The sequence below is a fragment of the Paracoccus sp. pheM1 genome (genome assembly GCF_018499825.1).
GTDB classification, from domain to species: Bacteria; Pseudomonadota; Alphaproteobacteria; order Rhodobacterales; family Rhodobacteraceae; genus Paracoccus; species Paracoccus versutus.
In genome coordinates this window covers 1,683,606-1,709,611 of sequence record NZ_JAGXCX010000001.1, presented here as the reverse complement: position 1 = coordinate 1,709,611, position 26,006 = coordinate 1,683,606, and the positions used below count along the sequence as shown (strand labels likewise).

At 68.7% G+C, this 26,006-nt stretch carries 20 protein-coding genes and 1 tRNA gene; 13 read left to right on the top strand and 8 right to left on the bottom strand.

All coding sequences use genetic code 11. The features are described 5' to 3' along the window. The first annotated feature begins 25 nt into the window (after positions 1-25). Both KF941_RS08665 and KF941_RS08660 read left to right on the top strand, forming a co-directional pair. Positions 26-2,062 (top strand): M3 family metallopeptidase, encoded by a 2,037-nt coding sequence (locus KF941_RS08665; protein WP_214273110.1) that lies wholly within the window; start codon positions 26-28, stop codon positions 2,060-2,062. A 254-nt stretch (positions 2,063-2,316) separates the two neighbouring features. After that, positions 2,317-3,093, top strand: a complete 777-nt coding sequence (locus KF941_RS08660; protein WP_116222878.1) for a class I SAM-dependent methyltransferase — start codon at positions 2,317-2,319, stop codon at positions 3,091-3,093. 18 nt (positions 3,094-3,111) lie between these two features. Here KF941_RS08660 and KF941_RS08655 read toward each other — a convergent pair whose 3' ends face one another. Continuing rightward, positions 3,112-3,714, bottom strand: a complete 603-nt coding sequence (locus tag KF941_RS08655; RefSeq protein ID WP_036751838.1) for an SH3 domain-containing protein — start codon at positions 3,712-3,714, stop codon at positions 3,112-3,114. Positions 3,715-3,805: 91 nt separating this feature from the next. Here KF941_RS08655 and KF941_RS08650 point away from each other — a divergent pair, with 91 nt between their 5' ends. Both KF941_RS08650 and KF941_RS08645 read left to right on the top strand, forming a co-directional pair. Continuing rightward, positions 3,806-4,816 carry a D-glycerate dehydrogenase gene (locus KF941_RS08650; RefSeq protein WP_036751699.1) on the top strand — a complete coding sequence of 337 codons (1,011 nt, stop codon included), beginning with the start codon at positions 3,806-3,808 and terminating at the stop codon, positions 4,814-4,816. A gap of 228 nt (positions 4,817-5,044) precedes the next feature. Continuing rightward, on the top strand, positions 5,045-5,329 hold the full coding sequence (locus KF941_RS08645) for a hypothetical protein (RefSeq protein ID WP_214273109.1): 285 nt from the start codon (positions 5,045-5,047) through the stop codon (positions 5,327-5,329). A 324-nt stretch (positions 5,330-5,653) separates the two neighbouring features. Here the strand turns inward: KF941_RS08645 and KF941_RS08640 are convergent, their stop codons facing one another. The 4 genes from KF941_RS08640 to lipB all read right to left on the bottom strand — a co-directional run bounded on the left by KF941_RS08640 (position 5,654) and on the right by lipB (position 9,266). Beyond that, the gene (locus KF941_RS08640; protein WP_214273108.1) at positions 5,654-6,145 is read right to left on the bottom strand and encodes a DUF2244 domain-containing protein; all 492 of its coding nucleotides are present in this window, start codon (positions 6,143-6,145) and stop codon (positions 5,654-5,656) included. Positions 6,146-6,161: 16 nt separating this feature from the next. Next, complete coding sequence (gene ctaD, locus KF941_RS08635; RefSeq protein ID WP_214273107.1) at positions 6,162-7,838, bottom strand: cytochrome c oxidase subunit I; 1,677 nt, start codon at positions 7,836-7,838, stop codon at positions 6,162-6,164. A gap of 162 nt (positions 7,839-8,000) precedes the next feature. Then, positions 8,001-8,465 carry a cytochrome C gene (locus KF941_RS08630; protein WP_214273106.1) on the bottom strand — a complete coding sequence of 155 codons (465 nt, stop codon included), beginning with the start codon at positions 8,463-8,465 and terminating at the stop codon, positions 8,001-8,003. A 144-nt stretch (positions 8,466-8,609) separates the two neighbouring features. After that, positions 8,610-9,266: a lipoyl(octanoyl) transferase LipB gene (gene lipB, locus KF941_RS08625; protein WP_214273105.1), complete on the bottom strand. Its 657-nt coding sequence runs from the start codon at positions 9,264-9,266 to the stop codon at positions 8,610-8,612. 250 nt (positions 9,267-9,516) lie between these two features. Here lipB and metH point away from each other — a divergent pair, with 250 nt between their 5' ends. The 5 genes from metH to KF941_RS08600 all read left to right on the top strand — a co-directional run bounded on the left by metH (position 9,517) and on the right by KF941_RS08600 (position 15,752). Continuing rightward, positions 9,517-13,278 (top strand): methionine synthase, encoded by a 3,762-nt coding sequence (metH, locus tag KF941_RS08620; RefSeq protein WP_214273104.1) that lies wholly within the window; start codon positions 9,517-9,519, stop codon positions 13,276-13,278. An 80-nt stretch (positions 13,279-13,358) separates the two neighbouring features. Then, a tRNA-Leu gene (locus KF941_RS08615) sits at positions 13,359-13,445 on the top strand. Continuing rightward, a complete protein-coding gene (locus KF941_RS08610) occupies positions 13,416-13,808 on the top strand; it encodes a hypothetical protein (protein WP_214273103.1) in 393 nt (130 codons plus the stop codon). The genes KF941_RS08615 and KF941_RS08610 overlap by 30 nt, the downstream gene beginning before the upstream one ends. A 29-nt stretch (positions 13,809-13,837) precedes the next feature. Next, on the top strand, positions 13,838-14,218 hold the full coding sequence (locus tag KF941_RS08605) for a hypothetical protein (RefSeq protein WP_036751685.1): 381 nt from the start codon (positions 13,838-13,840) through the stop codon (positions 14,216-14,218). A 247-nt stretch (positions 14,219-14,465) separates the two neighbouring features. Further along, entirely contained in the window at positions 14,466-15,752 is a 1,287-nt protein-coding gene (locus tag KF941_RS08600; RefSeq protein ID WP_072461540.1) for an O-acetylhomoserine aminocarboxypropyltransferase/cysteine synthase family protein, read from the top strand. Between the two features lie 41 nt (positions 15,753-15,793). Here the strand turns inward: KF941_RS08600 and KF941_RS08595 are convergent, their stop codons facing one another. Then, the gene (locus tag KF941_RS08595; protein ID WP_214273102.1) at positions 15,794-16,657 is read right to left on the bottom strand and encodes an SIMPL domain-containing protein; all 864 of its coding nucleotides are present in this window, start codon (positions 16,655-16,657) and stop codon (positions 15,794-15,796) included. A 208-nt stretch (positions 16,658-16,865) separates the two neighbouring features. Between KF941_RS08595 and KF941_RS08590 the strand changes: the two genes are divergently transcribed. Next, the gene (locus KF941_RS08590) at positions 16,866-19,823 is read left to right on the top strand and encodes a hypothetical protein (RefSeq protein WP_214273101.1); all 2,958 of its coding nucleotides are present in this window, start codon (positions 16,866-16,868) and stop codon (positions 19,821-19,823) included. A gap of 302 nt (positions 19,824-20,125) precedes the next feature. Here the strand turns inward: KF941_RS08590 and KF941_RS08585 are convergent, their stop codons facing one another. Both KF941_RS08585 and accD read right to left on the bottom strand, forming a co-directional pair. Then, entirely contained in the window at positions 20,126-21,394 is a 1,269-nt protein-coding gene (locus KF941_RS08585; RefSeq protein ID WP_214273100.1) for a folylpolyglutamate synthase/dihydrofolate synthase family protein, read from the bottom strand. Positions 21,395-21,410: 16 nt separating this feature from the next. Beyond that, positions 21,411-22,343, bottom strand: a complete 933-nt coding sequence (accD, locus tag KF941_RS08580; RefSeq protein WP_072461536.1) for an acetyl-CoA carboxylase, carboxyltransferase subunit beta — start codon at positions 22,341-22,343, stop codon at positions 21,411-21,413. An 87-nt stretch (positions 22,344-22,430) separates the two neighbouring features. Here accD and cls point away from each other — a divergent pair, with 87 nt between their 5' ends. The 3 genes from cls to ilvD all read left to right on the top strand — a co-directional run bounded on the left by cls (position 22,431) and on the right by ilvD (position 25,996). After that, entirely contained in the window at positions 22,431-23,858 is a 1,428-nt protein-coding gene (cls, locus tag KF941_RS08575; protein ID WP_036751673.1) for a cardiolipin synthase, read from the top strand. An 11-nt stretch (positions 23,859-23,869) separates the two neighbouring features. Next, on the top strand, positions 23,870-24,193 hold the full coding sequence (locus KF941_RS08570; protein WP_214273099.1) for a 4a-hydroxytetrahydrobiopterin dehydratase: 324 nt from the start codon (positions 23,870-23,872) through the stop codon (positions 24,191-24,193). A gap of 69 nt (positions 24,194-24,262) precedes the next feature. Continuing rightward, on the top strand, positions 24,263-25,996 hold the full coding sequence (gene ilvD, locus KF941_RS08565) for a dihydroxy-acid dehydratase (RefSeq protein ID WP_214273098.1): 1,734 nt from the start codon (positions 24,263-24,265) through the stop codon (positions 25,994-25,996). Positions 25,997-26,006: the final 10 nt, after the last annotated feature.

Here is a 26,006-nt window from a genome sequence, read left to right as displayed (position 1 = left end):
CTCCCGGCCGGAAAAGGAGGCTCGCATGAACCCCGAACTGACGCATTGGACCGGCCCGCTGGGCCTGCCGCGTTTCGACCTGATCCGCGACGAGGATTTCGACCCGGCCTTCGACGCCTGCCTGAACATGGCCGAGGAGGCGGTCGAGACCATCGCCGCCAATCCCGCCCCGCCGAGCTTTGCCAACACCGTCGCCGCGCTCGAGACGGCCGAGGAGCCGCTGAACCGGCTCTGTGCCATCTTCTTCACCCTGGCCGGCGTCGATTCCAACCCGGCGCGCGAGGATCTGCAGCGCCGCATCGCCCCGCGCCTGGCCGCGCATGGCAGCAAGGTCAGCATGGACCCGCGGCTGTTCGACCGGGTCGAGGCGGTGATGCAGGACGCCGACGAGCTTGCGCCCGAGGACCGTCGCCTGACCGAGCTGACCCTGCGCGGGCTGCGCCGGGCGGGTGCCGGCCTGACCGGCGCGGCGCGCGAGCGCATGGCGGCAATCCGCGAGCGGCTGGCGGTGCTGTCGACCGATTTCGCCCAGAACGTGCTGGCGGATGAGCGCGACTTTGCCATGGGCGTGGCCGACGACCAGCTGGCCGGCCTGCCCGACTGGCTGGTCCGCGCCATGCGGGCGGCGGCGCGCGAACGCGGGATGCCGGGGCAGGTGGTGACGCTGAACCGCTCGCTGATCGTGCCCTTCCTGGAATATGCCGAAGATCGCGCCCTGCGCGAGGCGGCTTGGCGGGCCTGGGGCGCGCGCGGCTCGGGCGCAGGGGCCGGTGGGGCTGCGACCGACAACCGCCCCATCGCCGCCGAGATCCTGCAATTGCGGCACGAGCGCGCCCGGCTTCTGGGCTACGAGGATTTCGCCAGCTACAAGCTGGAGCCCGAGATGGCCCGCAGCGCCGAGAATGTCGAGGCGCTGCTGACCCAGGTCTGGGCGGCCGCCAAGACGCGGGCCGAGGCCGATGCCGAGCGCCTGACCGCCATGCTGCGCGAGGACGGCGTGAACGGCGCGCTGGAGCCCTGGGACTGGCGCTTCTATGCCGAGCGCCGGCGCAAGGCCGAACACGATCTCGACGAGGCCGAGGTCAAGCCCTACCTGACGCTGGAGGCGATGCTGGGCGCGGTCTTCGACACCGCGCAGCGCCTGTTCGGCATCGAGATGCGGGCATTCGACGCGCCGCTCTGGTCGCCCGATGCCCGTGCCTGGGAGGTGACGCGGGACGGCCGGCGCATGGCGGTCTTCGTCGGCGATTACTTCGCCCGGCCCGGCAAGCGGTCGGGGGCCTGGTGTTCGTCGCTGCAACAGCAGCACAAGATCGGCGAGGGACAGCGGCCGATCGTCACCAATGTCTGCAACTTTACCCCGCCCGAGGCCGCGGGCGCGCCGGCCTATCTGTCCTGGGACGATGCGCATACGCTGTTCCACGAATTCGGCCATGCGCTGCATCACATCCTGTCGGACGTGTCCTGGCCCTCGATCTCGGGCACCTCGGTGGCGCGGGATTTCGTCGAATTGCCCAGCCAGCTTTTCGAGCATTGGCTGGAACGGCCCGAGGTGCTGGACCGCCACGCCCGCCATGCCGAGACCGGGGCGCCGCTGCCCGCCGCGCTGCGCGACCGCATGCTGGCGGCCGGCAATGCCGACCAGGGCTTTGCCACCACCGAATACCTGGAAAGCGCGCTGGTGGACCTGGCCTTTCATCGCGGCGCGCCGCCCGCCGATCCGATGGCGCGGCAGGCCGAGGTGCTGGCGGAACTGGGCGCGCCCGCCGCGATCCCCATGCGCCATGCCACGCCGCATTTCGCGCATGTGTTTTCCGGCGACGGCTATTCTTCGGGCTATTACAGCTACATGTGGTCCGAGGTGATGGATGCCGACGCTTTCGCGGCCTTCCTGGAAAAGGGCGATCCCTTCGACGCGGAAACCGCGCGGCGGCTGGAGGAATGGATCCTCTCCAAGGGCGATTCCCTGCCGGCCGACGAGCTGTGGCTGAAGTTCCGCGGCCGGACCCCCGGCGTCGAGGCGCTGCTGAAGGGGCGTGGGCTTCTGCCCGAGGCCCGCTGACCGCCGCTTTCGCAAAGGCGCGATTCGCCGGGCAAGGGCTTGCGCGAATCCGCCGCCTCGTCGCGGTTCGGCGGCTTCCATGGCGGATTGCACAACCGCAGGAAATATGACCTGAGGGTTGGTCGCCGCCAGGTTGGCATCAACCCGTCTATTCCGGCAGGCGGGGTGCCAATTCCTTGATGGCCCGGCAGCCCCGGCCTATCCTTTCCAGGCAGTTTTTAGAAAGTAGGCGGTGATCTGTCCGGGAGGAAGGCATGCGGGTTTCCAATGCGGCCTCGATGAAAAGCGTCGATGAAGTGCCGATCGACAAGATGGGGCTTCGACATTATTTCGTCAATTACGAGAAATATATCGGCCCTCTTCGCATGCAGCCGCTGCGATTGCTGGAATTGGGAATAGCGCGCGGCGATTCGCTAAGACACTGGGAATCCTGGCTGCCGAATGCCAAGATCACCGGGCTGGACATCAAGCCCTGCGAGGCACGTTTCGAAAGCGGCCGGGTGCGCTGCTATGTCGGCGAACAGCAGGACAGGGCGGTTCTGGACCGGATGGCGGCGGAACGGGCGCCGCGGGGTTTCGACGTCATCATCGACGATGCCTCGCATGTGGGGCAATTGTCCCGCATCAGTTTCTGGCATCTTTTCGAAAACCATCTCAAGCCGGGCGGATATTACTTTATCGAGGATTGGGGCACCGGATACTGGCGGCAATATCCCGACGGCAAATCCTATCGCCCCCGGCCGCCCCGGCTTTCTCCCCGTGAAAGGCTGCTCGACAGGCTGCATCGTTCGGGGCTGGCGCAGGCGGTTTCCCCGCTGGGCAGGCTGACCGGCTGGATGCGCTGGAACCTGGTGCGGCGGCGGTTTCACGGCCATGACCGCGGCATGGTCGGCTTCGTCAAGGAACTGATCGACGAATGCGGGGCCGAGGACATGACCCATCCCGATTTCGGTGCCGGCACGCCGCGCGCCTCGCGCTTTGCCTGGATGCGCGTCTCGCTGGGCCATGTGGTGATCCGCAAGGCCGGCTGACCCGCCGGCGCGCGGGTCTCAGTCGCGGATCTCGTCCGGGTCGACGCCCCAGATCGTCGTCTTGGGCACCCAGCCCTTTTCCCCGCCGCCCGAGACCCGGCACCAGTCGATGCTGCATTCGTGCAGCCGGACGATGGCGCCGGCCTCGGCCCGCGCCACCACCTCGGCGCGCGGCTCGGGGCGGGCCAGCAGGTCCAGCATGTCCTTGGTCACGATGGCGGTGCGCACGCCCGACAGCAGCGAATAATGCACCCAGCCGCCGGCGCCGTCCTGATCCTCGACCCGGCGCCAATGGCCGAACTCGGCCACCACGCGCAAGGGCATGCCGGCATGGCGGAACACCCAGTCGATGCGATGCGACAGGCTGGGGCCGCGCCGGGCGTTGCCCTCGCCGCCCTTCAGGCTGACATAGCGCGGCAGCGGCAGGTTGGTGACAGAGCCGCGATTCGGGTCGCGCCGGCCGTCCTGGTGGCGGCTGATCGTCGCATCGGCGGACAGGCCGGGGATCTGCTTGGCGTCCAGCGTCTCGCCCGGATCGGTGGCTTGCGCCAGCGCCGCCGATCCCAAGCACGCCACCGTCGCCAGTATCGCGGCGCCAAGCCAGACCTGTCCTTGCTTCATCTGCCCGTCCTGCTTTTTCGGGGTCTTGTGCCTGCCCCGCATCGCGGGCACTTTGCCAAAAGCCGCCCGGCTTTGGAAGAGAGGAGCGACCATGCCCGCCGTTCATGCGACCGATCCGACCCGCTCGCGCCTTAAAGTTACCGTGACCCGGCGGCTGCCCGAGGCGGTCGAGACCCGGATGTCCGAGCTTTTCGACGTTTCGCTGAATGCCGACGACCACCGGATGAGTCGCGAGGAACTGGTGGCCGCCATGCGCGTCTCGGACGTGCTGGTGCCGACGATCACCGACCAGATCGACGCGGCCATGCTGGCCCAGGCCGGCGACAAGCTGAAGCTGATCGCCAATTACGGCGCGGGCGTGGACCATGTCGACGTGCATTCCGCCCGCCAGCGCGGCATCCTGGTCAGCAACACGCCGGGCGTGGTGACCGAGGACACCGCGGATGTGGTCATGGCGCTGATCCTGGGCGTCACCCGCCGCCTGCCCGAAGGCATGGCCGAGATGCAGGCCGGCCGCTGGCACGGCTGGTCGCCGACCGCGCATCTGGGCGGGCGGCTGGGCGGGCGGCGCCTTGGCATCCTGGGCATGGGCCGCATCGGCCAGGCGGTGGCGCGGCGGGCGAATGTCTTCGGCATGCAGGTGCATTACCACAACCGCCGCCGCCTGCGCCCCGAGATCGAGGCCGAGTTGCAGGCGACCTATTGGGAAAGCCTGGACCAGATGCTGGCGCGCATGGACATCGTCTCGGTGAACGCGCCGCATACCCCCTCGACCTTCCACCTGCTGAACGCGCGGCGGCTGAAGCTAATGAAGCCCTCGGCCGTGATCATCAACACCTCGCGCGGCGAGGTGATCGACGAGAATGCCTTGACCCGGATGCTGCGCGCGGGCGAGATCGCCGGTGCCGGCCTTGACGTCTTCGAGCATGGGCACGAGATCAACCCCCGCCTGCGCGAATTGCCCAATGTCGTGCTGCTGCCGCATATGGGCTCGGCCACCATCGAGGGGCGGGTCGAGATGGGCGAAAAAGTCATCATCAATATCAAGACCTTCGCCGATGGCCACCGGCCACCGGACCTGGTGGTGCCCTCGATGCTGTGACCCTGGCGCCCCGGTTTTCCGGGGCGTTTTGGCCTGACGGCCCGGATGTCTCATGTCGTTTCTTTGCCAGGATCGTGTCGGGGGGAACGGCAGTGCCGCGCGTCGCTCCGGCATTTGATCGGCGGGGAAGCCGGGGCAGGGGCTCGCCGTGAAAACCGCCGTGCTGGCCCTTGGGGTCGGAGGCGGTGCCGTGGGCTGCAGCATCGCGCTGCACCTGGCCCGCGCGGGGTGACGCTGCCGGTCGAGCGCGACGTGTTGACGGCCGATGCGCAATATTGCGCCGGGCATGTGCCCCGTCCGCGCCATCTGCGTCGCCTGTATGGGCGAACTGGGATCTGGTCGCGTTCGGCGGCCGTCTCCGGGAGCGGCGGGTCGCGAAAGGCATGGGCTGAAGTGGGTCGGCGGCGGGTGCAGAACTGGCCGCGGCAGGAAAGGGGCTATCGCGCCTCGGCCGCGATGCGGTGCCGCTCCGGGCTGGACCGCTTCGTCGATCTGGAGAAGGCATTCAACTGAGCAGGCGATGCCGGCAGGGGCTATCCGCCGCAAAGAGGTGATCCGGCTGAGCGGCCGCCTGACGCCTAACGCTGGGGCGCCAGGCGCCTTATGCGGCCGGCGAAAGGGTCGGGCGGCGGGTCGCGGGCCTTCGGCAAGTCCCTCGGCCTGGGCTATGTTCGCCCGGACCTGGCCCAGCCGGGCACGCTGTTAAGCGGCTATGCGGCGCGAGCTGTGGAGGCGGTCGTGACCGGGGACCGCTCCTATGGCCCGGAAAACAGGGCGATTCGCGTCGACGGCTGACCTGTTCCGCAGCCATGGCCTGCGAAGGCCAGGCCGGCCCATCTAGCGCAGCCCGGCCAGCCGCCGCTCCAGATCGTCCCGCAGCGCCACCCGCTCCTCGGGCGAAAGGAAGGCGCCCAGCTCGACCTCGCGCTGGCCGTCGGTCAGCACCAGGTAATCCTCGACCGGGCCGTTCTGGCGCAGGGCGGTGCGCACCCAATAGGGGTTGGTCTGCCAGACGCGGTCCGGCCGTCCGGGATCGCTGCGGGTCAGGATGAGGCGGTCGCGTCCGAACAGCATCACCTCATGCGCCGCGCCATAGCTGCGCGCGATGCCCTGCCACAGCCCCCAGACCGCCAGGGCGGCAAAGGGCAGGAGCCCCCAAAGCACCTTCGATCCGACCACTGCCAGCAGGGGCAGCGCCAGTCCCGCGGCGGTCAGCGAGATGACCCAGACGAAGCCCTGCCGGGACAGCGAGCGGTGCGGCCAGATCTCGAGCCGAAAGCAGACGGCCCCGGATTGCTCCGGGGCCGTGTCATGCCATGCATAGGGCATCGTTCAATGCGCGGGATCAATGCGCCTGTGCGCGATCCCAGTCCTCGCGCTTGGGCAGGGTCTCGAAGGTATGCTCGGGCGGCGGCGAGGGCAGGGTCCATTCCAGCGTGTCGGCATGCTCGTTCCAGTAGTTCGGCACGTTCACGCGCTTGCCGGCGAAGAGCGTGTAGAACACGATGCCGATGAAGAACAGGAAGGACGCGAAGGAGATATAGGCGCCGATCGAGGAGATGTTGTTCCAGTAGGCGAACTCGACCGGATAGTCGATGTAGCGGCGCGGCATGCCCTGGCGGCCCAGGAAGTGCTGCGGGAAGAAGATCAGGTTCGAGCCGATGAACATCATCCAGAAATGCAGCTTGCCGGCCCATTCCGGGTATTGCCGGCCCGACATCTTGCCGATCCAGTAATAGACCCCGGCAAAGATCGCAAAGACCGCGCCCAGCGACATCACATAGTGGAAGTGGGCGACGACGTAATAGGTGTCGTGGTAGACCCGGTCCAGCGGCGCCTGGCTCAGCACCACGCCGGTCACGCCGCCGACGGTGAACAGGAACAGGAAGCCGAAGGCCCAGAGCATCGGCGTCTTGAACTCGATCGAGCCGCCCCACATGGTCGCGATCCAGGAAAAGACCTTGATGCCGGTGGGCACGGCGATGGTCATGGTCGCCAGCATGAAATAGGCCTGCTGGGTCAGCGACAGGCCGGCGGTATACATGTGATGCGCCCAGACGACGAAGCCCAGGATGCCGATGGCCGCCATGGCCAGAACCATCGGCAGGTAGCCGAAGATCGGCTTGCGCGCGAAGGTCGAGATGACGTGGCTGATGATGCCGAAGCCCGGCAGGATGATGATATAGACTTCGGGGTGGCCGAAGAACCACAGGATATGCTGGTAAAGCACCGGATCGCCGCCGCCGGCCGGGTCGAAGAACTGGGTGCCGAAGTTGCGGTCCATCAGCAGCATGGTGATGGCGCCCGCCAGCACCGGCAGCGACAGCAGGATCAGCCAGGCGGTGATGAAGACCGACCAGGCGAACAGCGGCACCTTGAACAGCGTCATGCCCGGTGCGCGCATGTTGAGGAAGGTGGTGATGATGTTGATCGCGCCCAGGATCGAGCTGGCGCCCGAGACATGGACGGCAAAGATCGCCAGGTCCATGGAATAGCCGGCCTCGGTGGTCGAGAGCGGCGGATAGAGCACCCAGCCCACGCCCGAGCCCATCTGGTCGTTGCCGCCCGGCGCCAGCAGCGAGGCCACGCCCAGGGCCACGCCGCAGACATACATCCAGTAGCTGAGGTTGTTCAGCCGCGGGAAGGCCATGTCCGGGGCGCCGAGATGCAGCGGCATGAAATAGTTGCCGAAACCGCCAAACAGGGCCGGGATGACCACGAAGAACATCATCAGCACCCCGTGATAGGTGATCATGACGTTCCAAAGATGCCCGTTCGGCGTGCATTCCGCCGAGGCGTCGGCGATGAGGCGCGCGCCCTCGACGCACATGTATTGCACGCCGGGATGCTGCAATTCCATCCGCATATAGACGGTGAAGCAGACCGAGATCAGACCGACGATGCCGGCCGTGAACAGGTAAAGGATACCGATATCCTTGTGGTTTGTTGACATGAACCAGCGGGTGAAGAACCCGCGGGTGTCATGATGGTCACCGTGGCCGTGAACGGCTGCGTCTGCCATGCGTGGACTCCCTAGACATGCGGCTGGCCGGCCCAAGGGCCAGCGGACTCGCTAAGTTTCTAGCCCACATTCCTACCCCTCGCAATGCGAAGAAGGGACTAAAAGTCGCGCCCCTGCGCGGTTTTGCCGCAGGCAGGGGCGCGCCGTTCCGGGGGTCGCCGGTCAGTTCGCGGCGCCTTCGGCGGGGGCCGCCTCGGCACCCGCATCGGACGAGTGCTGGGCCAGGAAGGCGACCACGTCGGCCTGGTTCTTGCCGAGCTTGAAGGTCATCTTGGTCTTGGCGGCCGAATCGCCGGTCTTCTCGACCAGCCAGGGCTTGGGATCGGTGACGTATTCGATCAGGTCGGCCTCGGACCAGACCATGTCGGGGTTCTTTTCCGCCACTTCAAGGATGCCGTCGCCGTATTTGAAGCCTTCGACCGAGGCGATCTTGCGGCCGACGACGCCGTAGAGGTTCGGCCCGGTCTTGCCGCCCTTGACGATGTCGGTGCCGTCCGGTGCCTGGACCATGTGGCAGGCCTTGCACTTGTTGAATTCCTTCTCGCCTTTGGCGGCGTCGCCTTCCTGGGCCACGGCGGGCAGGGCGAGGGACAGGGCGGCGAGAGTGGCATAGATGCTGATCTTCATCGCGTTTCCTCTTGGGTAATCGCTTTTTCCGGGGGAGCGGACCTCTCCGCCTCCCGCCTTGACAGGGCTATCATGCGTCAAGCCGTCCGAACACCGGAAAAAGGTCGCAGGACGGTGAAGGGTGAATATGTCGCAGGGCGAAAATCAGCCGCCGAGCGGGGGGAAATTGCGCGCGAAGCTGCGGCGCAGCGCCAGGTCCAGATCGCCCATGCCGACGGGCAGGCCCATGTCCACCAGGCTGGTCACGCCATGGCCCTGGATGCCGCAGGGCACGATGCCGGCGTAATGGCCCAGGTCCGGCTCGACGTTGATCGAAATGCCGTGGAAGCTGACCCAGCGGCGCAGCTTGACGCCGATGGCGGCGATCTTGTCCTCGCGCATCGAGCCGTCGGGCAGCGGCGCCTTGTCGGGGCGCGCGATCCAGACGCCGACGCGGCCGTCGCGGATCTCGCCCTTGAGGTTGAACTCGGCCAGCGCGTCGATGACCCAGGATTCCAGGGCCTTGACGAAGGCGCGCACGTCGCGGCCGCGGCGGTTCAGATCCAGCATGACATAGACCACGCGCTGGCCCGGCCCGTGATAGGTGTATTGTCCGCCGCGGCCGACGGCATGCACGGGAAAGCGCGCCTCGAGCAGGTCGGCCGCGCGCGCCGAGGTGCCGGCGGTGTAGAGCGGCGGGTGCTCGACCAGCCAGACCAGCTCGTCCGCCCGGCCCTCGGCGACGGCGGCGGCGCGCGCCTCCATGAAGGCGACGGCTTCCAGATAATCGGTGAGGCCGGGGGCGGTGATCCATTCGGTCATGGGCGGTGAGATATTCCCGGCCGCGGGCCGTCGCAAGGGGGCGGGGGCGGTTCCGGCGGATCGGTTCGCGGTGGGGGCTGTCTGCCCCCACGCCCCCGAGGGTATTTCCGCAACGAAGAAGCGGGCAGATGACGAATCCGCGGGGCCGGATCATGAATCCGATGCAAGATCATTGTGCGGATGTTGAATTTCACTAAATGCCTGTCTGCGGCTATACAGCACATTTGATGAAACGCGCGGACCCTGGACCATGACCTTGCCCCTTTCCCCCGTCTTCGACGCCCTGCGCGCGGCTGCGCGCGAACGCATCCTGATCCTTGACGGCGCGATGGGGACGCAGATCCAGCAGCTTGGCCTGAAGGAGGCGGATTTCGCCGGCCATGGCACGGGCTGCGCCTGCGGCTGCCATCCGCCGGCGCCGGGCGAGCATCCGCAGCAGGGCAACAACGATCTGCTGAACCTGACCCAGCCCAAGGCGATCGAGGAGATCCACTATCGCTATGCCAAGGCGGGCGCGGATATCGTCGAGACCAACACCTTTTCCTCGACCACCATCGCGCAGGCCGACTATGGCATGCAGGCGGCGGCCTATGACCTGAACCTGCACGGCGCCCGCATCGCGCGGCAGGCGCTCGACCGCGCCACGGCCGAGGACGGGCGGGTGCGCTGGGTCGCCGGCGCGCTGGGGCCGACCAACCGCACCGCCTCGATCAGCCCGGACGTGAACAATCCCGGCTATCGCGCCGTCACCTTCGACGAGCTGCGCATCGCCTATGCCGAGCAGATCCGCGGGCTGATCGACGGCGGCGCCGACCTGATCCTGATCGAGACCATCTTCGACACGCTGAACGCCAAGGCCGCGATCTTCGCCTGCGAGGAGGTGTTCGAGGAAAAGGGCCAGCGCCTGCCGGTGATGATCTCGGGCACCATCACCGACCTTTCCGGCCGCACGCTGTCGGGCCAGACGCCGACCGCCTTCTGGCATTCCATGTCCCATGCCGCGCCGATCACCGTGGGCCTGAACTGCGCGCTTGGCGCCGCCGCCATGCGCCCGCACCTGGCCGAGCTTTCCGCCGTCGCCGACACGCTGATCTGCGCCTATCCCAACGCCGGCCTGCCCAACGAGATGGGCCAGTATGACGAATCGCCCGAGGAGATGGCGGCGCAGGTCGCCGAGTTCGCCCGCGAGGGGCTGGTGAACGTGGTGGGCGGCTGCTGCGGCTCGACGCCCGAGCATATCGCCGCCATCGCCCGCGCCGTGGCCGAGCTGCCGCCGCGCGAGATCCCCGAGATCGAGCCGCGCCTGCGCCTGTCGGGGCTGGAGCCCTTCGTCAAGACCGACGACATCCCCTTCATGAACGTGGGCGAGCGGACGAACGTCACCGGCTCGGCCCGGTTCCGCAAGCTCATCACCAATGGCGACTATGCCGCCGCGCTGGACGTGGCCCGCGACCAGGTGGAAAACGGCGCCCAGATCATCGACGTCAACATGGACGAGGGGCTGATCGATTCGAAGCAGGCGATGATCGACTACCTGAACCTGATCGCGGCCGAGCCGGACATCGCCCGCGTGCCGGTGATGATCGACAGCTCCAAATGGGAGGTGATCGAGGCCGGGCTGAAATGCGTCCAGGGCAAGGCGATCGTGAACTCGATCTCGCTGAAAGAGGGCGAGGAGAGCTTCCTGACCCAGGCCCGGCTTTGCCGCCGCTATGGCGCGGCCGTGGTGGTGATGGCCTTTGACGAGACCGGCCAGGCCGATACCGAGAACCGCAAGGTCGAGATCTGCTCGCGCGCCTATGACCTGTTGGTCAACAAGGTCGGCTTTCCGCCCCAGGACATCATCTTCGACCCGAACATCTTTGCCGTGGCGACCGGGATCGAGGAGCATGACAATTACGGCGTCGATTTCATCGGCGCGACCCGGCGCATCACCCAGGCCCTGCCGCATGTGCATGTCTCGGGCGGGGTCTCGAACCTTTCCTTCAGCTTCCGCGGCAACGAGCCGGTGCGCGAGGCGATGCATGCCGTGTTCCTGTATCACGCCATCCAGGCGGGGATGGACATGGGCATCGTCAACGCGGGCCAGCTTGCGGTCTATGACCAGATCGACGAGGGCCTGCGCGAGGCCTGCGAGGACGTGGTGCTGAACCGCAAGCCGAAAGCCGGCGGCACGGCGACCGAGAACATGCTGGAGATCGCCGAGCGGTTCCGCGGCGAAGGCGGGGCCAAGGCGCGCGAAAAGGATCTGACCTGGCGCACATGGCCGGTCGAGAAGCGGCTGGAACACGCCCTGGTCAACGGCATCACCGAATATATCGACGAGGACACCGAGCAGGCGCGACTGAATGCCGAACGCCCGCTGCATGTGATCGAAGGCCCGCTGATGGCGGGGATGAACGTCGTCGGCGACCTGTTCGGCGCCGGCAAGATGTTCCTGCCGCAGGTGGTGAAATCGGCCCGGGTGATGAAGCAAGCGGTCGCGCATCTGCTGCCCTATATGGAGGCCGAGAAGGCCGCGGCGGGCGGCGCGGGCGGTTCCTCCAGCGCCGGCAAGGTGCTGATGGCGACGGTCAAGGGCGATGTTCACGACATCGGCAAGAACATCGTCGGTGTCGTGCTGGCCTGCAACAATTACGAGATCATCGACCTGGGCGTGATGGTGCCCGCGACCAAGATCCTGGAAACCGCCAAGGCCGAGAAGGTGGACATCATCGGCCTGTCCGGCCTCATCACCCCGTCCCTGGACGAGATGGTGCATGTCGCGAGCGAGATGGAGCGCGAGGGTTTCGACATTCCGCTGCTGATCGGCGGGGCGACCACGAGCCGCGTGCATACGGCGGTCAAGATCCATCCGCGCTATGCGAAAGGGCAGGCGGTCTATGTCACCGATGCCAGCCGCGCGGTGGGGGTGGTGGGCAGCCTGCTCTCGGGCCAGAAGAACGCCTATGTCGAGACTATCCGCGCCGAATACATGGACGTGGCCAACAAGCACGCCCGCGCCGAGGCGGAAAAGAAGCGTCTGCCGCTGGCCTCGGCCCGCGACAATGGGCTGCGGGTCGACTGGTCGGGGTTCGAGGCCAAGGCGCCCGAGTTCCTGGGCCCGCGCGTGATCGAGGATTTCGACCTTGCCGAGATCGCGCGCTATATCGACTGGACCCCGTTCTTCCAGACCTGGGAGCTGAAGGGCGTCTATCCGCGCATCCTGGACGACGCAAAGCAGGGCGAGGTGGCGCGCCAGCTTTTCGCCGATGCGCAGGCCATGCTGAAGCGCATCATCGACGAGCAATGGTTCCGGCCGCGGGCGGTCGTCGGCTTCTGGCCGGCGAACCGGGTTGGCGACGACATCCGGCTTTTCACCGGCGAGGACCGGGCGGCGGAACTGGCGACGCTGCACACGCTGCGCCAGCAGGTCAGCAAGCGCGACGGCCGCCCGAACGTGGCGCTGGCCGATTTCGTCGCCCCCGAGGGGCATCGCGACTATGTCGGCGGCTTCGTGGTGACGGCGGGCGGCGAAGAGCAGCAGATCGCCGAGCGCTTCAAGGCCGCGCATGACGATTTCTCGGCCATCCTGGTGCAGGCCCTGGCCGACCGTTTCGCCGAGGCGCTGGCCGAGATGATGCACGAGCGGGTGCGCCGGCAATACTGGGGCTATTCCGACGAAAGCTTTGCCCCCGAGGAACTGATCGCCGAGCCCTACAAGGGCATCCGCCCGGCGCCAGGCTATCCCGCCCAGCCCGACCACACGGAAAAGGTCACGCTGTTCAGGCTGCTGGACGCGACTGCGGCGACGGGGGTCGAGCTGACCGAGTCGATGGCGATGTGGCCCGGCGCCTCGGTCTCGGGCCTCTATATCGGCCATCCCGAGGCTTATTACTTCGGCGTCGCCAAGGTCGAGCATGACCAGGTCCTGGACTATGCCGACCGCAAGGGGATGGCGGTGCGCGAGGTCGAGCGCTGGCTGGCGCCGATCCTGAACTACACCCCGCAGGCGGCGGTCGCGGCCGAGTGAAAAAAATTCGCGCGGCGGGTGAAAAAAATGCCCTTTTCATCCGCCGCGCAAGCGTCTATGAGACGCGAGCCTACGAAAGTGCGGTCGTGGCGGAATTGGTAGACGCGCAGCGTTGAGGTCGCTGTTCCTTAACCGGAGTGGAAGTTCGAGTCTTCTCGACCGCACCATTTTCATCCCCTGAAAATCTGGAAGAAACCGTCGCGGCATCGTGGCGATTCATGGTTGGCGGCTGGCGCGTCACCGCCTGGCCTTGGCTCAAGGCCGCCCTGATCCGCCAAGCGGCGCCAGCCGGGGTAGAAGGCCAGCCATCTGCCGTGATGCATACTTACGCAAAATGGACAATAATGCCGCTTTCTCTGTCGGAAAGCGCCTTATCTCTTGGCGTATTTCTGCGCTTTTCGGGCATTTTCATCGGCCGGATACCCTCTTTCACCTTGGAAAATACGGGGCTATGGCAGGGTTTCCATGAAATACTGTCGAAACGCTCGGCTACCGAGGAATACCTTTTAATCAGACAAAATAGACAATAAAGCCTTCTCACTTTGTTGAGAGGTTTCCCATGATCGGACGTGTTTTTGCGCTTTGCGCGGCCTTTTCTCTGGCAGGCTGCGCCACCATCACCCGCGGGACGAAGGACGTGCTTGTCGTCAATTCGACCCCCGGCGGGGCCCAGGTCAGGCTCAGCGACGGGCAGACCTGCGAGAATACCCCCTGCAGCTTCAAGGTTCCGCGCAAGTCGGAGCTGAACGTCGCGGTGACGAAGGACCGCTGCAAGCCGCAGCAGGTCCGCGTGACCAACCGCGTGGCCGGCGGCGGCGGCGCGGCGATGGCCGGCAACGTGCTGGTCGGCGGGATCATCGGCGCGGGCGTCGACGCCTCTTCGGGGGCGATGCTGGAACTGGTGCCGAACCCGGTCAACGTGCAGCTTGAATGCCGCTGAGCCATCGGCCCGGCCGATGCGCGAGGCCCGCCGGACATCGGCGGGCTTTTCCATGCGCCGCGCGCCGCCCCGCAAGGGCGGGCTTGTCGTCGCAGCCCGGTCCTTTCGCGAAGCGGCGGGGGAAATCACGCGCCCCAGGGGCCTGCCCAGCGGGACGGCCGGCTTTTCCGGCGTTTCGCGGCGGGTTTGCTGTTCCCTTCGCCGCCCGCTTGCGCCTAGTCTCTGCCCGAAGAAGGGGAGAGTTTCCATGTCCGAGAATTGGGGTTTCGACACCACCGCCATCCATGCAGGCAGCGCGCCCGACCCGGCGACCGGGGCGCGGCAGGTGCCGATCTATCAGACCACGGCCTATGTCTTTCAGGACGCCGCCCATGCCGCGCGGCTCTTTGGCCTGCAAGAGGTCGGCTATATCTATTCCCGCCTGACCAACCCCACGGTGGCCGCGCTGCAGGCGCGGGTGGCCGAGCTGGAGGGCGGGGCCGGCGCGGTCTGCTGTTCCTCGGGGCATGCGGCGCAGATCATGGCGCTGTTCCCGCTGATGGGGCCGGGCCGGAACCTGATCGCCTCGACCCGGCTTTACGGCGGCACCATCACCCAGTTCAGCCAGACCATCAAGCGTTTCGGCTGGTCGTGCAAATTCGTGGACCTGGACGACCTGGACGCGCTGCGCGCCGCCATCGACGACGACACCCGCGCCATCTTCTGCGAATCGATCAGCAATCCGGGCGGCTATGTCACCGACATCCCGGCGGTGGCGAAGGTCGCGGAGCAGGCCGGCCTGCCGCTGATCGTCGACAACACCCTGGCCACGCCCTGGCTGTGCAAGCCCATCGAACTGGGCGCGACGCTGGTGGTCCACAGCCTGACCAAATACATGACCGGCAACGGCACGGTGACGGGCGGGGCCATCGTCGATTCGGGCCGGTTCGACTGGTCGGCCTCGGACAAGTTCCCCAGCCTGTCCCAGCCCGAGCCCGCCTATCACGGGCTGAAGTTCCACGAAACCTTCGGCGCGCTGGCCTATACCTTCCACGGCATCGCCATCGGGCTGCGCGACCTGGGCATGACCATGAACCCGCAGGCCGCGCATTACACGCTGATGGGGATCGAGACCCTGGGCCTGCGCATGGCCCGCCATGTCGAGAACGCGCTCGAGGTCGCGGAATGGCTGGAAAACGACCCGCGCGTGACCTCGGTCACCTATGCCGGCCTTGCCTCGTCGCCCTGGAACGAGACGGCGCGGCGGGTCTATCCCAAGGGGGCGGGGGCGCTGTTCACCTTTGCGATCAAGGGGGGCTACGACGCGGCGGTGAAGCTGGTGGATAACCTCAAGCTCTTCAGCCATGTGGCGAACCTGGGCGATGCGCGCTCGCTGGTGATCCATTCCGCCTCGACCACGCACAGCCAGCTGACCGACGAGCAGAAGATCGCGGCCGGCGCCGGGCCGGACGTGGTGCGGCTTTCGATCGGGATCGAGGACGCGGCCGACATCATCGCCGACCTGGACCAGGCGCTGGCGGCCGCCACGGCCTGAACCGGAAAGGGCGGCGCATCGTTGCGCCGCCCGTCGGGGGATCAGTTCGCCGGAGCCTCGACCGGGGGCTCCTCGGGTGCGATTTCTCCCTCGGGTGTGATTTCACCTTCGGGCGGCTCGCCGCCTTGCGGCGCATCGGCCGGGCGCATGGCGAAGACCGCGGTGACATCGGCGCTGACGGCCAACTCGCCCGCCTCGATGGGCGTATCGGCCGAGCCGGCCGCCTGGGCGCGCATGGCCATCATCGGGCGCGGCCCGCCGCCCGTCGGTGCCTCGGAAAGCGAGATCAGCCGGCCAAGCCGCATCCCCGCCGCCTCGGCCATCACCTCGGCGCGGCGGCGCGCCTCGGCCACGGCCTCGGTGCGGGCCTGGTCCTCGGCCTCGGCCATGTCCTCGCGCGAAAACGCGATGCCGCTGATCTCGTTGGCGCCCGAGGCGACCAGCTTGTCCAGCACCGCGCCCAGCCCGGCGATGTCGCGCACCCGCACGGTCACGCTGTTCTGCGCGCCATAGCCGGTCAGCTTCGGCGGCTGGCCCTGGTCCGAGTAATCCATGACCGGCGACAGGTTCAGCCCCGAGGTCTGGATGTCGCGCGCCTCGATCCCCTCGGCCTTCAGCGTCTCGATGACCTTGGCCTGCTGCTCGGCGTTCTGCGTCATCGCCTCGGCCGCGGTGGCGGCGCGGGTGCTGACGCCCAGGGTGATCGTGGCCATGTCGGGCTGGATCGTGGCATGGCCGGTGCCGGTCACGGTCAGCTTGGCGAAGGGGGCTGCATGTTTCATCATGTGATGTCCCATCTGCGCGGGCGGCGGCGGCGCGTCGGCCGGGGCGGTCTGGGCCAGCAGCGGGCCGGCGCCCAGAACGATCAGCGTCGTGGCGGCCAGCAGGGGTCGGAATCGGGGCATCGGGTCTTACTCCTTGGCGCATCGGGTGCTTTGCCCTTGCGCGGTTGTCTTCACGAGCCCCCATAACGCCGCAAATGCGTTCCGGGATGCGTCACAATCCGGTGTTCGGCTTTTCACGGATCGCGTTCTGGGCTAGTTCAGAACCATCAATCACGAAGATGCGTCCGGGACAGCCCAGGGCGCCCGGAACCGAAAGCAAAGCCTGTCGATGTCGCTTGATTCCGTCACCGAATACGCACTCTCCTTCAGCGAGGATGCCGTGCATCTGGAACGTCGCGAGCGGGGCCCGCAGGGGCAGGACGGCGTCGCGCCGGGGGCTTGGCGGCATCTGGGCTCGGTCGATTTCGCCTCGCCCGACTTTCACGACGCGCTGGCGCGGCTGCGCGCCATGGCCACCGGGGACGAGGCGGTGCTGCCCGTCGTGCTGATCATTCCCGACGACCAGATCCTCTACACGACGCTGACGGTCGCGCCGGGTGCGGATCGCGACCATGCGGTGGGCCGCGCGCTGGACGGGCTGACCCCCTATGCGATCGAGGATCTGGCCTTCGACTGGCAGGGCGAGGGCGACAGCGTCCGCGTCGCCGCCGTGGCCCGCCAGACCCTGCGCGAGGCCGGCGATTTCGCCCGGCAATACGGGTTCGAAGGGCGGGGATACTGCGCCGCGCCGGCCGCGGGACTTTATCCGGGCGAGCCGGTCTTCGTGCTGGAGGCGGCGCCGCGCAGCCGCCCGCAGGTCGATCCGGCGCAGGCCGGCGTGACGGCCTCGGCGCTGCTGATCGAGGAGGAGCCGGCCGAAACCCAGGACGCGCTGGATCTCGACGGCGACGGTTCCGAGGCGCCGGAGGATGCGGCGGAAAATGCGCCCGAGCCGGCAGCTGACGGGGAGGCCGGCGAAGATCCGGCCCCGCAGGCGGAGCCGGGCGAGAGGGTCGGGTTTTCCGAGGAAGCTGCGGTATTCATCGGAAATAAAAGCGAAAAATCTGAGGAAACTGAGGGGGCTGATCCGGCCTCGACCCCTGAGGAGGCCGCCCCAGCGGAAAACGATGTTTCCGAGGCGCTCGAAGCGGCAGAGCCGGACCAGCCTGACGCGGTTATACCGGAGGCCGGACCCGGCGCGCGGCCCGAAGCCGTGCCGCAGGCAGGCGCCGCGCTGAACCCGCGGGCCCGCGCCGTGCATGAACGCGCGGCCGATGCCCGCCGTGCCCCCCGACCGGCGGGCGCCGCCCCGGCCCAGCCCCGCCGTCCCGGCGAACGGGGCGGGCTTTCTGGGCTGATCGCCATGCTGGGCGCGCTGGTCGTCGGGCTGATCCTGATCTGGGCCTTCCTGGTGCCGGACCGGCAGGAGGCGCAGCTTGCCGCAGCCGCCCCGGCCGAGCAGGTGCCGGCGGCCGCCGCCCCGGCCGAACCCGAACCCGCGCCGGAACCCGCACTGGAACCCACGCCCGCACCGACCGCTTCTCCGTCGGCCGCGACCGAGCCCGCCCCGGCAGAGGCTGCGCCTGAGCCAGCGTCCCAGCCCGCGCCTGCCCCGGCGCCGGAGCAGCGCGCGGCGGCCGAGCCTGCAGCCGCGCCGCTTTCGGCCCTGACCGAGGAGGAACGGCGCCGGGTCATGGTCGCTGCTGCGGCGGTCGCAGCTGCCGTGGTGCCGCCCGCGGCGCAGAACGCCGCGCCAGCAGCGGCGCCGGAGCCCGCCGCGCCCGCGCCGGACGACGCCCCGGCCAGCGCCGCCCAGGCCGCCACGCTGCCCGCCGCGACCTCGGCCCCCGCTGCCGCGCCGCCCCGGCCCGCGCCGGTCGCCGCCGGGCTGACCAGTTCGGCCCGGCCGCAGCTTGCGCCGCGCCGCAGCACGCCGCAGACCTCGGCGCCGCGGGCCGATACCGCGCCGCGCGTGCCCTCGAACCCGCTGCCCTATGAGGCCAGCCAGTCCCGCGCCCAGCCCGTCGGCAGCGCGCGGCCGCCCGGACGCAGCCGCGCCGCGCCGCCCGCCGCCGCCCCGACGTCGACGCCGGCGCCGACACCGGCCCCGGTGCAGGAGCCCGCCGTCCAACCCGTCGCCGCGACCGGCAATGCGATGCTGCGCGGCTCGGCCCGGCCGCCGTCGCGCCCCGAGGGCTCGACCCCGGAGGTTCCGGGCGCGGGCCTGTCTGCCGACGACCTGACCCCGGCCGAACAGGGGCATCTGCGCGACCTTATCCGCGATCTCGGCCGCGATGGGCTGGTCGTGCAGCAATCCCCGCCCCGCGGCGAGCGGCTGGCGCAGGCGCGGCCGCAGCGCAAGCCCGGTTCGGCCAGCGATGCCGTCAGCCCATCGGCCATCGACGCCGCGGTGAGATCGGCGACCACGCCGCCACCAGACAAGCCCGACCATGTCGAAAGCGCCGCCGCGCCCGCCCAGGATTCGGGCGGGCTTTTGCGTGGCTCGGCCCGTCCCCGCGCCCGTCCTGGCGCGTCGGCCGTCGCCTCGGCCGGCGGCGGGGTTTCGGACGGGGCGGTCGAGGCCGCCATCTCGGCCGCGGTCGCGGCTTCGCCCGCCACGCCGGGCGGGGTGCGGCTTTCGGCGCTGGCTTCCTCGCCCCTGCCGCCCCGGCGCGGCGAGCGCGCAGCCCCCGATGCGGCACCGACGGCCGAGGCCCCGGCCGCTGCGCCCGCGGCCGCGCCCGGACCCAGCGAGGCCGAACTGGCCGCCCGCCGCAAGCTTGACGAGCAATTGCAGGCCCAGGCCGAGGCGCGCATCCGCGCCCGCGCCGCCGCCGACGCCAAGGCCGAGGCCGAGGCCCGCGCCCAGGCCGAGGCCCGCGCCCGCGCCCAGGCCGCAGCCGAGGAACGGGCCGCCCGCGCCCAACGCCAGGACTACAAGCCGCCCGAGATCGACAACGAGCCCGAGATCGCCGCCAACGCCTTGCCCAAGGGCGCGACCTCGGCCTCGGTGGCCAAGGCCGCGACCCAGGCGCGCGGCATCGACATGGGCCGCACCACGGTCATCGGCATCATCGGCGCCGGCAAGGCCAGCCGCGCGCTGATCCGGCTGCGCAGCGGCAAGGTGGTGACGGTCCGGCTGGGCGACCGCATCGACGGCGGCACGATCAATTCCATCGGCGACGGACGGCTGACCTATGTCAAGGCGGGCCGCACCCATGAATTGCGGATGCTGGACGGGCGCTGACCAAGGTTTCCTGCCGATCGCCTGGCCATTGCCCGAGCGGCGGGACGATCCCCCCGCGGGTCGCCCTGCGAGAGACCGGCGCATCTGCCTGTGGGAAGCCTTCGTGAGTTGCATCCTGCGCGCGGGTCGCCCCAATGGCGGTTGCCAGAATGCCCAGCCTCTGCTGGGGTCGTATCCGACATGGGGGGCGGTCGCCCCGCGTCTATCGCAATCATCACCGTCAACGCGGCCGGGCATTCCCGCCGAGGCGGTTGCCGGATGCGGCCAATCCGTGCCGGGGCCGGCGCGAATCGCCTGCCGGTCTAGCCGTTCCGGCGCAGCACCTGCCCGGCGAGATAAAGCGAGCCGCAGATCAGGATGCGCGCGCCGGGGTGATCCGCGGCAATGCGGCCGACCGCCGCCAGCGCATCCGGAGCGGTGCTGGCCACAAGCCCCACCGAGGTTGCGGCTGCGGCGGTGTCCTCGGCCGGCAGGGTGTTCGGCTCGCCGGGGATCGCCACGGCGGTCAGGCTGTGCGCCACCCCGGCCAGCGGCCGCATGTAGCCCGCCACGTCCTTGGTGTTCAGCATGCCGCAGACCAGATGCGTCGGCCGGCGCGGCAGGGCGGCCAGCGTCGCCGCCACCGCCTCGCCCCCGGCCGGGTTGTGGCCGCCGTCGAGCCAAAGCTCGCAGGCCCCCGCCGCCTCGACCAGCGGGCCATGGCCCAGGCGCTGCATGCGCGCGGGCCATTCGGCCTCGGTCACGGCGGCGCGGGCCTCGATGCGGCCGAATCCCAGTTCGCGCAGCGCGGCGATGGCGGTGCCGGCGTTCACGATCTGATGCGGGCCGGGCAGGACGGGCAGGGGCAGGTCCATCAGCCCGTGTTCGTCCTGGTAGACCAGGCTGTCGCCTTCGCGCCGGCTGTCCCAGTCCTGCCGGCCGATGCGCAGCGGCGCGAACAGCCGCTCGGCCTTCTGCTCGATCACCTCGCGGGCGACGGCCTCCTGCGGGGCGACGATGCAGGGCACGCGGCGCTTCATGATCCCGGCCTTTTCGCCGGCGATCTCGGCCAGCGTCTCGCCCAGGTATTGCGTATGGTCGATGCTGATGGGGGTGATGACGGTCAGGGCCGGCGCCTCGATCACGTTGGTCGCGTCCAGCCGGCCGCCCAGGCCCACTTCCAGCAGCGTGTAATCCGCCGGCGTTCGCGAGAAGGCCAGGAAGGCCGCCGCGGTGGTGATCTCGAAGAAGGTGATCGGCGCGCCGGCGTTCGCGGCCTCGCATTCCTCGAGCGCCGCGGCCAGGTCGGCCTCCGAGATCAACTCCCCGGCCAGCCGGATGCGCTCGTGGAACTGCGCCAGATGCGGCGAGGTATAAGCATGGACGCGCTTGCCGGCCGATTCCAGCCCGGCGCGGATCATCGCCTGGGTCGAGCCCTTGCCGTTGGTCCCGGCGATGTGGATCGCGGGCGGGATGCTGCGCTCCGGGTTGCCCAGGGCGGCAAGGATGCGGTGCATCCGGTCCAGCGACAGGTCGATGACCTTGGGATGCAGCTGCATGAGCCGCGCGAGAATGGCGTCGGAGGAGGTCATCGCGATGTCGTCCGGCCTAGGCGGAGGCGTTGTCGGCGGCGTTTTCGGGGCGCGGTGCGGCGATGGTGCCGGGCGCGGGCAGGTCGCCCACCACCGGCGCGGGCAGGCCGCCCAGCATGCGCAGGATCGAGATCAGCTCTTCGCGCAGCTTCTTGCGATGCGTCACCCGGTCCAGCATGCCGTGTTCCAGCAGGTATTCGGCGCGCTGGAAGCCCTCGGGCAGCTTTTCGCGGATGGTCTGCTCGATCACGCGCGGGCCGGCAAAGCAGATCAGCGCGTTCGGTTCCGAGATCTGGATGTCGCCCAGCATGGCATAGCTGGCGGTCACGCCGCCGGTGGTCGGATGGGTCAGCACGACGATATAGGGCAGCCGCGCCTCTTTCAGCATCTCGACGGCGACGGTGGTGCGGGGCATCTGCATCAGCGACAGGATGCCTTCCTGCATGCGCGCGCCGCCGGCGGCCGAGAACAGCACCAGGGGCCGCTTGAGCTTTACCGCGCGTTCGGCGGCGGCGATGATGGCATTGCCGACATACATGCCCATCGAGCCGCCCATGAAGGAAAAGTCCTGCGCGGCGGCGACGATGGGGGTGCGGCCGATCTCGCCCTCGGCGACCAGCATCGCCTCTTTCTCGCCGGTGGACTTCTGCGCGGCCTTCATGCGGTCGGGGTATTTCTTCTGGTCGCGGAAGCCCAGCGGGTCGGCGACCGGCTCGGGCACCTTGACCTCGACGAAGACGCCGCCGTCGAAGAGCGCGGCAAAGCGGCCGCGCGGGCTGATCGCCAGGTGATGGTCGCAATTCGTGCAGACGTTCAGGTTGTCCGACAATTCGCGGTGGAACAGCATGGTCCCGCATTCCGGGCATTTGGTCCACAGGTTCTCGGGCACCTCGCGGCGCGAGAACAGCGAATTGATGCGCGGACGGACATAATTGGTGATCCAGTTCATCGGCGGCCCCCTGCGCTGCGTTCTGGGCTCAGATATGCAAAGCGGTGCCGAATTGCAATTCCGCGCTGTCCGGGCTTTCATGGCGGCATGTGGACCGAAGCCCTTGTGTTCATGCATTACGCAGCCGCGCTGGCCGTTTCGGTGCGCGTGCTGCTGCGTCCGCGGCTTGAGCCGACGGTCCGCCTGTCCTGGATCCTGGTGATCGAGCTGGTGCCGCTGGTCGGCATCCTGGCCTATGTGCTGTTCGGCGAGATCCGCATGCGCGGCGCCGAGGTCGAGACCATGGCCAATGTCCGCTCGCGCCTGTCCGGCCTGTGGCAGTCCAGCCCCGAAGAGCTGAAGGTGCTGCCCGATTTCGCCGAGCCGGTCATCAAGGCGAATCGCGCCACCACCGGCTTTGCCGCGGTGGCCGGCAACCGCGCCGCGCTGCTGCCCGAGGACGACAGCGCCATCGCCGCGCTGGTCGAGGCGATCGACGGCGCGACCGAGCATGTCCACATGCTGTTCTATATCTGGCTCGACGATCCCTCGGGGCGGTCGGTGGCCGAGGCGGCGATCCGCGCCGCCGGGCGCGGCGTCAAGGTGCGGGCGATCATCGACGCCTTCGGCTCGCGCGCCTTCGGCCGGTCCGAATCCTGGTCGCGGATGAAGGCGGCGGGGGTCGAATGCGTCGAGGCGCTGCCGCTGAGCATCCCGGTGATCGGCGGGCTGTTCCAGCGCATGGACCTGCGCAACCACCGCAAGATCGTGGTGATCGACCATGTGCTGGGCTTTACCGGCAGCCGCAACTGCTCGGACCGGGCCTTTGCCATCAAGCCGCGCTATGCGCCCTGGATCGACGTCTTCCTGGCCATCGAGGGGCCGGTGGTGCGGCAGATGCAGGCGGTCTTCCTGCAGGACTGGATGAGCTATACCGGCGAGGACCTGGGCGAGATGCTGCGCATGACCCGCCCCGTCACCGCGCCGGGCGAGGTGGCGCAGGTCGTCGCCACCGGGCCGGACGAGCGCCAGGGCTCGCTGTCGGATTGCATGGTGACGATGATCCATGCCGCGCGCGAGCGGCTGGTGATCACGACGCCCTATTACGTGCCCGACGCCTCGCTTGATTCGGCGATCCGCACGGCGGCGCGGCGGGGCGTGGACGTGACCGTGATCCTGCCCGAGCGCAACGATTCGCTGGTGGTGCAGGCCACGTCTGAGGGGTTCTATTACGGGCTGGTTTCGGCCGGGGTCAGGCTGATGCTGTTCCAGGGCGGGCTCTTGCATTCCAAGATCATCACCGCCGACGGGCGCATGGCCATGCTGGGCAGCGCCAACATGGACCGCCGCAGCTTCGAGCTGAACTACGAGATGAACATGCTGTTCCTGGGCGGCGACATCACCGAGCGGCTGGACGAACGCCAGCAGGGCTATATCGACCGCGCCCGGCCGATCGCGCTGGAGGACATCCGCGGCTGGTCGGTCCGGCGCCGGCTGCGCAACAATCTTCTGGCGCTGGCGGCGCCGATCCTGTGACGGAGGACGCGATGACGGACCGCAGCAAGGACAAGATCGTGGACGGCGCCGCCGCGCTGTCGCCGGAGGAATTGCGCAAGGCGCTGGCCGACCTGCCCGAGTGGTGCATGGCCGAGGACGGCAAGTCGATCCAGCGCGAATGGCGCTTCAAGAACTTCAGGCAGGCGGCGCAGCTGGCCAACCTGGCCGCCTGGCAGGCCGAGGCCGCCGGGCACCATCCCGACATCGTCTTTGGCTGGGGCCATGCCCGCGTCACCTATGCCACCCATTCGGCCGGGGGCGTGACCATGAACGACCTGATCATGGCCGCCCGGCTGGACGCGGCCCTGGGCTGAGGGCAGGCGGCAGCCCCTTGCTCCGCGGGCGGGCTGGGCCTATCCAGAATCCAGCCGGAGGATGCAGCCATGAAGAACAGCCGTTTCGACAAGTCGACCCTGCCCAGTCGCCATGTCACCGAGGGGCCGGCCCGCGCGCCGCATCGCAGCTATTTCTATGCCATGGGCATCTCGGACGAAGAGATCCATTCACCCTGGGTGGGGGTGGCGACCTGCTGGAACGAGGCCGCGCCCTGCAATATCGCGCTGGCCCGCCAGGCCCAGTCGGTCAAGCAGGGCGTCAAGAAGGGCGGCGGCTGCCCGCGCGAGTTCACCACCATCACCGTCACCGACGGCATCGCCATGGGGCACGAGGGGATGCGCTCGAGCCTTGCCTCGCGCGATGCCATCGCCGACACGGTCGAACTGACCATGCGCGGGCATTGCTATGACGCGCTGGTCGGGCTGGCGGGCTGCGACAAGTCGCTGCCGGGCATGATGATGGCCATGGTGCGGCTGAACGTGCCCAGCGTCTTCATCTATGGCGGCTCGATCCTGCCGGGCAAGCTGGACGGGCGCGACGTGGTGGTCCAGGACGTGTTCGAGGCCGTGGGCCAGCACGCCGCCGGCAAGATGACCGATGCCGAGCTGGAGATCCTGGAGCGCGTGGCCTGTCCCTCGGCCGGGGCCTGCGGCGGGCAATATACCGCCAACACCATGGCTTGCGTCAGCGAGGCCATCGGGCTGGCGCTGATGAACAGTTCGGGCGCGCCGGCGCCCTACGAATCGCGCGATCAATACGGGCTCGCCTCGGGCGAGGCGGTGATGGCGCTGATCGAGAGGAACATCCGCGCCCGCGACGTGGTGACGCGCAAGTCGCTGGAAAACGCGGCGCGGGTGGTGGCCTGCACCGGCGGCTCCACCAATGCCGGGCTGCACCTGCCCGCCATCGCGCATGAGGCGGGCATCCCATTCGACCTGTTCGACGTCTGCGACATCTTTCGCGACACCCCCTATTTCGTGAACCTGCGCCCCGGCGGCGATTACGTCGCCAAGGATATGTTCGAGGCCGGCGGCGTGCCGGTGGTCATGCGCGAGCTGCGCCGCGCCGGGCTGATCCACGAGGATTGCCTGACCGCCTCGGGGCGCAGCATGGGCGAGGAACTGGACCTTGTCGCGCGCGAGATCGACGGCAAGGTCATCCATCCGGTGACGGCGCCGCTGTCGCGGACCGGCGGCGTGGTCGGGCTGCGCGGCAACCTGGCACCCGACGGCGCCATCGTGAAGGTCGCGGGCATGGCGCCCGAGCATCAGGTCTTTACCGGCCCCGCCCGCGTCTTCGAATCCGAGGAAGAGGCCTTTGATGCCGTTACCCGCCGCGACTATGCCGAGGGCTGCGTGATCGTCATCCGCAACGAGGGCCCGGCCGGCGGCCCCGGCATGCGCGAGATGCTGGCGACCACCGCGGCGCTGTCGGGGCAGGGCATGGGCAAGAAGGTGGCGCTGATCACCGACGGGCGGTTTTCCGGCGCGACGCGCGGCTTCTGCGTCGGCCATGTCGGCCCCGAGGCGGCGCATGGCGGCCCCATCGCGCTGCTGCGCGACGGCGACATGATCACCATCGACGCGATCCGGGGCGAGATTTCCGTGGCGCTGAGCGACGAGGAACTGGCGCAACGCCGCGCCGCATGGGCCGGGCCGCGCAAGACGGATTATGCCTCGGGCGCGCTGTGGAAATACGCCCAGCTGGTCGGCAAGGCTCGCTACGGCGCCGTGACCCATCCGGGTGCGGCCGCCGAAACCCACGTCTACATGGATCAGTGACAGGCGGACG

Bases quoted from the DNA above. Each gene is read 5' to 3' on its own strand.
- metH (WP_214273104.1), top strand. From the start codon at position 9,517: ATGACCTTGCCCCTTTCCCCCGTCTTCGACGCCCTGCGCGCGGCTGCG.
- KF941_RS08585 (WP_214273100.1), bottom strand. From the start codon at position 21,394: ATGACCTCCTCCGACGCCATTCTCGCGCGGCTCATGCAGCTGCATCCC.
- lipB (WP_214273105.1), bottom strand. From the start codon at position 9,266: ATGACCGAATGGATCACCGCCCCCGGCCTCACCGATTATCTGGAAGCC.
- cls (WP_036751673.1), top strand. From the start codon at position 22,431: ATGTGGACCGAAGCCCTTGTGTTCATGCATTACGCAGCCGCGCTGGCC.
- KF941_RS08590 (WP_214273101.1), top strand. From the start codon at position 16,866: ATGTCGCTTGATTCCGTCACCGAATACGCACTCTCCTTCAGCGAGGAT.
- KF941_RS08600 (WP_072461540.1), top strand. From the start codon at position 14,466: ATGTCCGAGAATTGGGGTTTCGACACCACCGCCATCCATGCAGGCAGC.
- KF941_RS08605 (WP_036751685.1), top strand. From the start codon at position 13,838: ATGATCGGACGTGTTTTTGCGCTTTGCGCGGCCTTTTCTCTGGCAGGC.
- ilvD (WP_214273098.1), top strand. From the start codon at position 24,263: ATGAAGAACAGCCGTTTCGACAAGTCGACCCTGCCCAGTCGCCATGTC.
- KF941_RS08640 (WP_214273108.1), bottom strand. From the start codon at position 6,145: ATGCCCTATGCATGGCATGACACGGCCCCGGAGCAATCCGGGGCCGTC.
- KF941_RS08665 (WP_214273110.1), top strand. From the start codon at position 26: ATGAACCCCGAACTGACGCATTGGACCGGCCCGCTGGGCCTGCCGCGT.
- KF941_RS08595 (WP_214273102.1), bottom strand. From the start codon at position 16,657: ATGCCCCGATTCCGACCCCTGCTGGCCGCCACGACGCTGATCGTTCTG.
- accD (WP_072461536.1), bottom strand. From the start codon at position 22,343: ATGAACTGGATCACCAATTATGTCCGTCCGCGCATCAATTCGCTGTTC.
- KF941_RS08630 (WP_214273106.1), bottom strand. From the start codon at position 8,465: ATGAAGATCAGCATCTATGCCACTCTCGCCGCCCTGTCCCTCGCCCTG.
- KF941_RS08650 (WP_036751699.1), top strand. From the start codon at position 3,806: ATGCCCGCCGTTCATGCGACCGATCCGACCCGCTCGCGCCTTAAAGTT.
- KF941_RS08660 (WP_116222878.1), top strand. From the start codon at position 2,317: ATGCGGGTTTCCAATGCGGCCTCGATGAAAAGCGTCGATGAAGTGCCG.
- ctaD (WP_214273107.1), bottom strand. From the start codon at position 7,838: ATGGCAGACGCAGCCGTTCACGGCCACGGTGACCATCATGACACCCGC.
- KF941_RS08655 (WP_036751838.1), bottom strand. From the start codon at position 3,714: ATGAAGCAAGGACAGGTCTGGCTTGGCGCCGCGATACTGGCGACGGTG.
- KF941_RS08570 (WP_214273099.1), top strand. From the start codon at position 23,870: ATGACGGACCGCAGCAAGGACAAGATCGTGGACGGCGCCGCCGCGCTG.